This window comes from Synechococcus sp. F70.1, assembly GCF_047502745.1.
In the GTDB taxonomy this organism is placed as follows: Bacteria; Cyanobacteriota; Cyanobacteriia; order Thermostichales; family Thermostichaceae; genus Thermostichus.
On record NZ_JANSJL010000013.1, the window covers coordinates 58,581 to 66,671 of the forward strand.

Below are 8,091 nucleotides of genomic sequence, written 5' to 3' on the forward strand. Positions count from 1 at the left end.
GCTGCTCTGCGGGACCTACCCCTGGGTAGGTCCTTATTTAGTGGTCAAATGGGTGAGTGTTGCCATTGGCTAAAGTTGGATAAGAGATACTACCAGCAGCCAGCCCGGAAGCAGCTTGACCCAGGTGGATCTCCAGCGAGTTCAGCGCGCCCTTTCTCTAGAAGCAGAGGTGGGGTTTACCGACCTGCGAGGGCGAGAGCAAACCTTTTCCCAGTTTTTGCAAAGCATCTTTGGTCAAGATCCGCCTTCCCACTGGAGCCTGGATGGGGATGACCGACGGCGCTGGCGGGAACTGGGATCCCGCTATCGCCTCTACCCCCAGCTAGAGCTGTCGGAGCGGCAGCACCTGGTGGCAGAAACCCGTCGCTGGCTGGAGCGTCTCCGGCGGCAGCAAGAACAAGCCCACTCCGCCCCACCCAGCCCTGCTTTGCCCCCGCCCAAGAGCCTTAGCTTGGAGCAGCCTCTGCAATTTCTCAAAGGCATTGGCCCCAAGTCAGCGGAGAAGCTGGCGCAACTGGGCCTGCACACTGTGCGCGATGCCCTTTACTACTTCCCCCGGGATCACCTGGACTATTCTCGCCGGGTGCTCATTCGCCAGGCCAAGGTGGGGGAGACAGTCACCCTGGTGGGGACGGTGAAAAGCTGCAGCTGCTTCACCAGCCCCAAGAACCCCTTGCTGACCATCTTGAACCTCAAGATTGCCGACAAAAGCGGCATAGTCACCCTCAGCCGCTTCTACAGCGGGCGGCAATTTGCCCAGCGTAGTTGGCAGGCAGCCCTAGAGCGGCAATACCCCAAGGGAGCAGTGGTGGCGGCCAGTGGCTTGGTGAAGAAAGGCCGCTTTGGCCTGACGCTGGATAACCCGCAACTGGAGGTGCTGGGGGGAGAGGGCGAGGATCCGGACAAGCTGGGCAAGATCCTGCCCGTTTACCCGCTCTCAGAAGGGATCCCCGCCGATCTGGTGCGCAAGGCCGTCCAGCTTGCCCTGCCGGCAGCCGCCTTGGTGGAGGATCCCTTGCCAGAGAACCTGAAGCGGCAGTTGCAGCTTTTGGACTTGCCCCTTGCCCTGCAGCAGATTCACTTTCCTGAAACGCGAGAGCTGCTGGCCCAAGCCCGGCGGCGGCTGGTGTTCGACGAGTTTTTCTATCTGCAACTTAGCCTCTTGCAGCGGCGGCAGCGCTACCGCGCCCAAGCTCAGGCTGTACCTCGCTACCAGCCGGCCAGAGGGGAGCTCTTGGATCGCTTCTACCAAATCCTGCCCTTCCAGCTTACTGCGGCCCAGCAGCGGGCCATCGATGAGATCCTGGCGGATCTGCGGGATCCCTTGCCCATGAACCGCCTGCTGCAGGGGGACGTGGGATCCGGCAAAACCGTGGTGGCGGTGGCGGCCTTGCTGGCAGCCATTCAATCCGGCTGGCAGGCGGCCCTCATGGCTCCCACCGAAGTCCTGGCCGAGCAACACTACCGCAAGCTGGTGGAGTGGCTCAGCCAACTGCAAGTGCCCGTTGAACTCTTGACTGGCTCCACACCCCCCGCCAAGCGGCGCGAGATCCTGCGGCAGTTGCAAACCGGGGAGCTGCCCCTGGTAGTCGGCACCCATGCCCTCATCCAGCCGGCGGTGCAGTTTCGCAACCTGGGCTTGGTGGTCATCGACGAGCAGCACCGTTTTGGGGTAGAGCAGCGGGCTGCCCTGCAACAAAAAGGTGACCACCCCGATGTCCTGACCATGACAGCCACGCCCATCCCCCGCACCCTCACCCTGGCCCTGCACGGGGATCTGGACGTAACCCAGATTGACGAGTTGCCCCCGGGGCGCAAGCCGGTGCATACGGTGGTAGCTCGACCGGGGGATCGCCTGCAGGTGGTGCGGCTTATCGAGCGGGAAATTGCCCAGGGGCGGCAGGCCTACGTGGTGCTGCCTTTGATTGAGGAGTCGGAGAAGCTGGATCTCAAGTCGGCCATCGAAGAGCACCAGCGCCTGCAGGAGAAAGTCTTCCCCCAGTTCCGGGTGGGCCTGCTGCACGGGCGCCTGAGCAGCAGCGAGAAGGAGGCGGTTATCGAGGCCTTTCGCCGGCGGGAGCTGGATATTCTTGTTTCCACCACGGTGGTGGAGGTGGGCGTGGATGTGCCCAACGCCTCGGTGATGCTGGTAGAGCATGCCGAGCGCTTTGGCCTCTCCCAGCTCCACCAACTGCGGGGACGGGTAGGACGGGGCTCCGACCAGGCCTATTGCATCCTCATGACCTCCTCCGAAAGCGAAGAGGCCCTGCGCCGTCTCAAAGTCCTGGAGCAGTCCCACGACGGCTTTTTCATTGCCGAGATGGACCTGCGCTTCCGGGGCCCAGGGGAAGTGATGGGCACCCGCCAGTCGGGGCTGCCCGACTTTGCCCTGGCCAGCCTCATGGACGACCAAGAGGTGCTGCAGTTGGCCCGCCAGGCGGCAGAGCAGCTTATTGCCCAAGACCCTGAGCTGCAGCAGTGGCCCCGCCTGCGCCGCATACTGGAAGAGCGCCAGGCCCGCCTTTTGGGGCCAGCTTTGTTGACTTAGCCTTGGTGCCTATGCCCCCTACCCCTGAAGAGCTGAAGCTCCACGGCCTCTCTTCCCAGGAGTATCAACAGATCCAGCAGCAACTGGGCCGGGATCCCAACCCCACCGAGCTGGCCATGTTTGGGGTGATGTGGTCGGAGCACTGCTGCTATAAGAACTCTCGCCCTCTGCTGAAAAACTTTCCCACTGCGGGCGAGCGGGTGGTGGTGGGGCCAGGGGAAAATGCCGGCGTGGTGGATTTGGGGGATGGGGACTGGCTGGCCTTTAAGATCGAGTCCCACAACCACCCTTCAGCCGTGGAGCCCTTCCAGGGGGCGGCCACCGGCGTGGGGGGCATCCTACGCGATATCTTTACCCTGGGCGCCCGCCCCATTGCCCTGCTCAACTCCCTGCGCTTTGGGCCGCTGACGGATCCCCGCAACCGCCGCTTGATGGCCAGAGTGGTGGAGGGGATCGCCCACTACGGCAACTGCGTGGGGGTGCCCACGGTGGGGGGCGAAGTGGCCGTGGATCCCTGCTACAGCGGCAACCCCCTGGTCAACGTCATGGCTTTGGGGCTTTTGGAGGCACCAGCGGTGGTGAAGTCGGCAGCGCGGGGGGTGGGCAACCCTGTCTTGTATGTCGGCGCCACCACCGGGCGGGACGGGATCCGCGGGGCCAGCTTTGCCAGCGCCGAGCTGAAAGAAGATGCGCACCAAGACCGGCCAGCCGTGCAGGTGGGGGATCCCTTCCTCGGCAAATGTCTCATCGAGGCCTGCCTGGAAGCCTTTGCCACAGGAGCAGTGGTGGCTGCGCAGGACATGGGAGCTGCCGGGATCACCTGCTCCACCGCGGAGATGGCGGCCAAGGGAGGGGTGGGGATCCGCTTCGACCTCGACCGGGTGCCGGCCCGAGAAAGCGGCATGGAAGCTTGGGAATACCTCCTTTCGGAGTCCCAAGAGCGGATGCTGCTGGTGGTGCAGAAAGGCCGGGAAGCAGAGGTCATAGAGATCTTCCACCGCTGGGGCCTGCAGGCCAGCGTGGTTGGGGAAGTCATTGCCGAGCCGCTGGTGGAGATCTGGCACCAGGGATCCTGCGTGGTGCGAGTGCCGGCGCGGGCCTTGGCGGAGGATACCCCTGTATACGTCCGTCCCGTGTTGCCAGAGCCGCCAGAGTATGTGCAGGCAGCCTGGCAATGGGATCCCAGTACCCTTCCCCCCTGCGACCGGCAAGGGATCCACCTACCCCAGAAAACGCTGCCGTGGGAGCAGGTGCTGCTACAGCTTTTGGCAAGCCCCACCCTGGCCAGCAAAGCCTGGATCTATCGCCAATACGACCACCAGGTGCAAAACAACACCGTCCTTTGGCCGGGACAGGGAGATGCGGCAGTCATCCGCATCCGCCCCCAGAAATTTGGCGTAGGCGAAGTGCCACCCCTGCAGGCTTCCCGCAAGGCGATTGCCGCCACCGTAGACGGCAATGGTCGCTGGGTGTACCTGGATCCCTATGAGGGGGCCAAAGCTGCGGTGGCCGAAGCCGCCCGCAACCTCTCCTGCGTGGGGGCGGATCCCTTGGCGGTAACCGACAACCTTAACTTCGGCAACCCGGAAAATCCGGTGGTGTACTGGCAGTTGACCCTGGCCTGTCGGGGGATTGGGGATGCCTGCCGCGCCCTGGGCACGCCGGTAACCGGGGGGAACGTCTCCCTCTACAACGAGAAGGGATCCCAGGCCATCTACCCCACTCCTGTCATCGGCATGGTGGGTCTCATTCCGGACTTGAAATTCATCTGTGGCCAGGGGTGGCAGCAAGAAGGGGATCTCATCTACCTCTTGGGATCCCAGGCCGTTACCAGCCTGGGGGGGAGTGAGTACTTGGCGGTCATTTACCAGAAAGTTACAGGCCGGCCCGCGCCCGTGGATCTGGAACTGGAAAGGCAGGTGCAAGCGGCCTGCCGCCACGGCATTCGGCAGGGGTGGGTGCGCTCTGCCCACGACTGCAGTGAGGGGGGACTAGCCGTGGCGCTGGCGGAAGCCTGCCTCAGCGGCGGACGAGGAGCCAAGATCTGGATCCCCTCTCCGTCTACCCGTTGGGATCTAGCTCTCTTTGGCGAGGGATCCAGCCGCATCCTCGTTTCCGTCGATCCAGCCCAGCGCTCCCCTTGGGAAGCCTACCTAGAGTCGCAGCTTCCCGGCCAGTGGCAGCTTCTAGGACAGGTGGGCGGGCCAGCGGATCCCTTGGTGGTGACTACTGCAGAAGGGGATCCCGTGTTGTCGGTCTCTTTGGCAGCTCTACAGGCCGCCTACTCCAGTGCCTTTGCCGACTAGCTGGTAGACTAGGCTGATTCGGACAAGTTGGCCTGGATCACCTCGCGGTAGTGGGACTTGGGCTTGACGCCCACCACCTGGGCCACCAGCTCCTTGTTTTTGAAAAACTGCACCGTTGGCGTACAGGTTACCCCGCCGGCCTCGGCAATCTCCGGCTCCTTCTCGATATCGATCTCCACCACGTGCAGCTTGTCGGCAAACTCTTCGATGACCTTGTTCAGGATTGGCTTGAGGGCATGGCAAGGGGTACAGGTGGGAGCCGTGTACTTGACCATCAGCAGGCGATTGCTCTCATGGTAAAGCCGCCGCAGGGCATAGCCCCCTTCATGGCAAGTTTGGTTGAAGTCGAGGTCATCTTGCTGCTCAAAACCGGCCTCCTCAACAGCAGAGTCTCCCGTAGGCTCTACCTCGATAGCAGAAGCAGGTTCCGGCTGGCTCTGCGGGGCAACGGGATATTCCTGAGCTAGACCTCGCTCCGAGAGCCAGCGCTCCGCCAGCATGGCTGCCATACAGCCGGTGCCGGCAGCGGTGATGGCCTGACGAAACTCGTGATCTTGCACGTCCCCAGCGGCAAATACCCCCTCCACACTGGTGGCTACAGAACCGGGGCGGGTGACAATGTAGCCAGCTTCATCCAGCTCCAGTTGCCCCTTGAACAAGTCCGTGTTGGGTTTGTGGCCAATGGCGTAGAATACCCCCCCTACCGCCATCTCCCGCAGCTCGCCGGTCTGGTTGTTGCGCACCCTCACGCCCGTCAGGCGCTGGCCGTCGCCCAGAACCTCTACCGCCTCCGTGTGCCAGTGCACCGTAATCTTGGGGTGGTTGAGCACCCGGTCTTGCATGGCCTTGCTGGCCCGCATCTTGCCACTGCGCACCAGCATATGGACATGGGATCCAAACTTAGTTAGGTAGGTGGCCTCCTCACAGGCGGTATCGCCACCGCCAATCACCACCAGCTCCACTCCCCTGAACATGGGCATGGCCCCATCGCAGACAGCACAGGCCGACATGCCCCGGTTCCAGTAGATCTCCTCTCCAGGCAGGTGCAGGCGCTTGGCCGTAGCCCCGGTGGCAATAATGAGGCTGTGGGTGCGCACTTCCCGTTCGTCAGAGCGGACTACAAAAGGCCGCTGGCTGAGATCCACAAAGGTGACATCCTCGGGGTAAAGCTCTGCCCCCCACCGCTCTGCTTGAGCGCGCATGTTCTTCATCAGTTGGGGACCGCTGATGCCCTCGGGAAAGCCCGGAAAGTTCTCCACCTCGGTGGTGGTCATCAGTTGCCCACCCGGGATCCCGCCCACTTGAAACCCCTCGAACACCACCGGCTTCAGGTTGGCACGCCCAGCGTAAATGGCTGCGGTCAACCCAGCAGGCCCCGAGCCAATAATGACCACATTCTCAACCCGACCTTGGTTTGTCATTGCTCTATCTCCCCTTCCGCAACGGGACTATCAAGTCAAACTCGTAATGACTACGCTTTAGCCTAACACGATTCCGCAGCCTCAAGGAGGCCAGGGCTTGTCAGTTTCATTTTCGTTCTCCCGCGGATTGCCGGTGGGCTACTCTTTGACGGGGGGAAGGCTGGAACCAGGTCATCTTTGTATCAGAAGATACAAAAAGCTGGTGTCGGCCTTTCTAGGATGGGTGAGCGCTTTCGGCCTGTCTTAGTTTCAACCGCAACCCAAGTCAAGTTAGGAGAAAGGCATGGCATCCACCCCACAAGAAGTGCTCCAAATGATCCACGACAACAATATCCAGATGGTGGATCTCAAGTTTGTGGATCTCTTTGGCACCTGGCAGCATGTCTCCTTCCACTCTTCAATGCTGACGGAGCAAGTTTTTAGCGAAGGGCTGCCCTTTGATGGCTCCAGCATCCGGGGCTGGAAATCCATCAACGAGTCGGACATGTACATGGTGCCAGACCCCAAAACGGCCTGGATCGACCCCTTTTTCCAAGTGCCCACCCTCAGCCTCATCTGTAACATCATTGAACCCCGCACCGGCCAGCCCTACAGCCGTTGTCCTCGGAGCCTAGCCATGCGGGCTGTGGCTTACCTGCAATCGACAGGCATTGCCGATACGGCTTACTTTGGGCCCGAGGCAGAGTTTTTCATCTTTGAAGATGTACGGTTTGACCAAACTCAGAACGCCGGCTACTACTTCGTCGATTCCATCGAGGGCCGCTGGAACTCAGGCCGGGAGGAGAAAGGGGGCAACCTGGGCTACAAGCCGCGCTACAAAGAAGGCTATTTCCCTGTGCCGCCCACCGATGCCCACCAAGACCTCCGCACCGAGATGTTGCTAACCATGGCCAAGTTGGGGGTGCCCATCGAAAAGCACCACCACGAGGTGGCCACTGGCGGGCAAGGAGAGCTGGGCTACCGCTTTGCCGACCTGCTCACCTCTGCCGACTACATGATGATTTACAAGTACGTGATCCGGAACGTGGCTCGCAAGCACGGCAAGACGGTGACGTTCATGCCCAAGCCCCTCTTCAACGACAACGGCAGCGGCATGCACACGCACCAGTCTCTCTGGAAAGACGGCCAGCCCCTCTTCTACCAAGAAGGCAACTACGCGGATCTCAGCGAGATAGCTCTCTACTACATCGGCGGCCTCCTCAAGCATGCACCAGCCCTTCTGGCTTTCACCAACCCCACCACCAACTCCTACAAGCGCCTGGTGCCTGGGTTTGAGGCGCCGGTAAACTTGGCCTACTCGCAGGGCAACCGCTCCGCAGCCATTCGGATTCCGGTAACGGGCAAAAACCCCAAGGCCAAGCGGCTGGAGTTTCGCTGCCCAGATGCCACCTGCAACCCTTACCTTGCCTTCTCGGCTATGCTGATGGCTGGCTTGGACGGGATCAAGAACAAGATCCACCCCGGCGAGCCTCTCGACAAAGACATCTACGATCTAGAGCCGGAGGAGCTAGCCAAGATCCCCTCCACGCCCGGATCCCTGCTGGATGCTTTGGAAAGCCTGCAGAAGGATCACGACTTCTTGTTGGAGGGGGGCGTCTTCACTGAGGATCTCATCGAGACCTACATCGAGTACAAGATCGACAACGAGATCAACCCCATTAACCTGCGGCCTCACCCCTACGAGTTTGCCCTCTATTTCGACGCCTAATCGAGGTTTTCATCTAAAGCATTAGTTCTCGACCAAGGCTTTTGAACGGGATCCCTTCTTGCTGGAGGGATCCCTTTTTTGTGCCTGCTCTGGTACTCTGGGTGGGGG

General features: G+C 61.4%; 4 protein-coding genes. 3 read left to right on the forward strand and 1 reads right to left on the reverse strand.

Annotated elements, in window-relative coordinates; genetic code table 11:
- Positions 1-124 precede the first annotated feature (124 nt).
- On the forward strand, positions 125-2,548 hold the full coding sequence (gene recG / locus NW860_RS00850) for an ATP-dependent DNA helicase RecG (protein ID WP_414511936.1): 2,424 nt from the start codon (positions 125-127) through the stop codon (positions 2,546-2,548).
- An 11-nt stretch (positions 2,549-2,559) separates the two neighbouring features.
- Complete coding sequence (gene purL / locus NW860_RS00855; RefSeq protein ID WP_414511932.1) at positions 2,560-4,854, forward strand: phosphoribosylformylglycinamidine synthase subunit PurL; 2,295 nt, start codon at positions 2,560-2,562, stop codon at positions 4,852-4,854.
- Positions 4,855-4,862: 8 nt separating this feature from the next.
- Here the strand turns inward: purL and trxB are convergent, their stop codons facing one another.
- Positions 4,863-6,275, reverse strand: coding sequence for a thioredoxin-disulfide reductase (gene trxB, locus NW860_RS00860; protein WP_414511933.1), 1,413 nt, complete (start codon positions 6,273-6,275; stop codon positions 4,863-4,865).
- Positions 6,276-6,558: 283 nt separating this feature from the next.
- Here trxB and glnA point away from each other — a divergent pair, with 283 nt between their 5' ends.
- Positions 6,559-7,983 carry a type I glutamate--ammonia ligase gene (gene glnA / locus NW860_RS00865; protein ID WP_414405511.1) on the forward strand — a complete coding sequence of 475 codons (1,425 nt, stop codon included), beginning with the start codon at positions 6,559-6,561 and terminating at the stop codon, positions 7,981-7,983.
- Positions 7,984-8,091: the final 108 nt, after the last annotated feature.

Bases quoted from the DNA above. Each gene is read 5' to 3' on its own strand.
- glnA (WP_414405511.1), top strand. From the start codon at position 6,559: ATGGCATCCACCCCACAAGAAGTGCTCCAAATGATCCACGACAACAAT.
- trxB (WP_414511933.1), bottom strand. From the start codon at position 6,275: ATGACAAACCAAGGTCGGGTTGAGAATGTGGTCATTATTGGCTCGGGG.
- purL (WP_414511932.1), top strand. From the start codon at position 2,560: ATGCCCCCTACCCCTGAAGAGCTGAAGCTCCACGGCCTCTCTTCCCAG.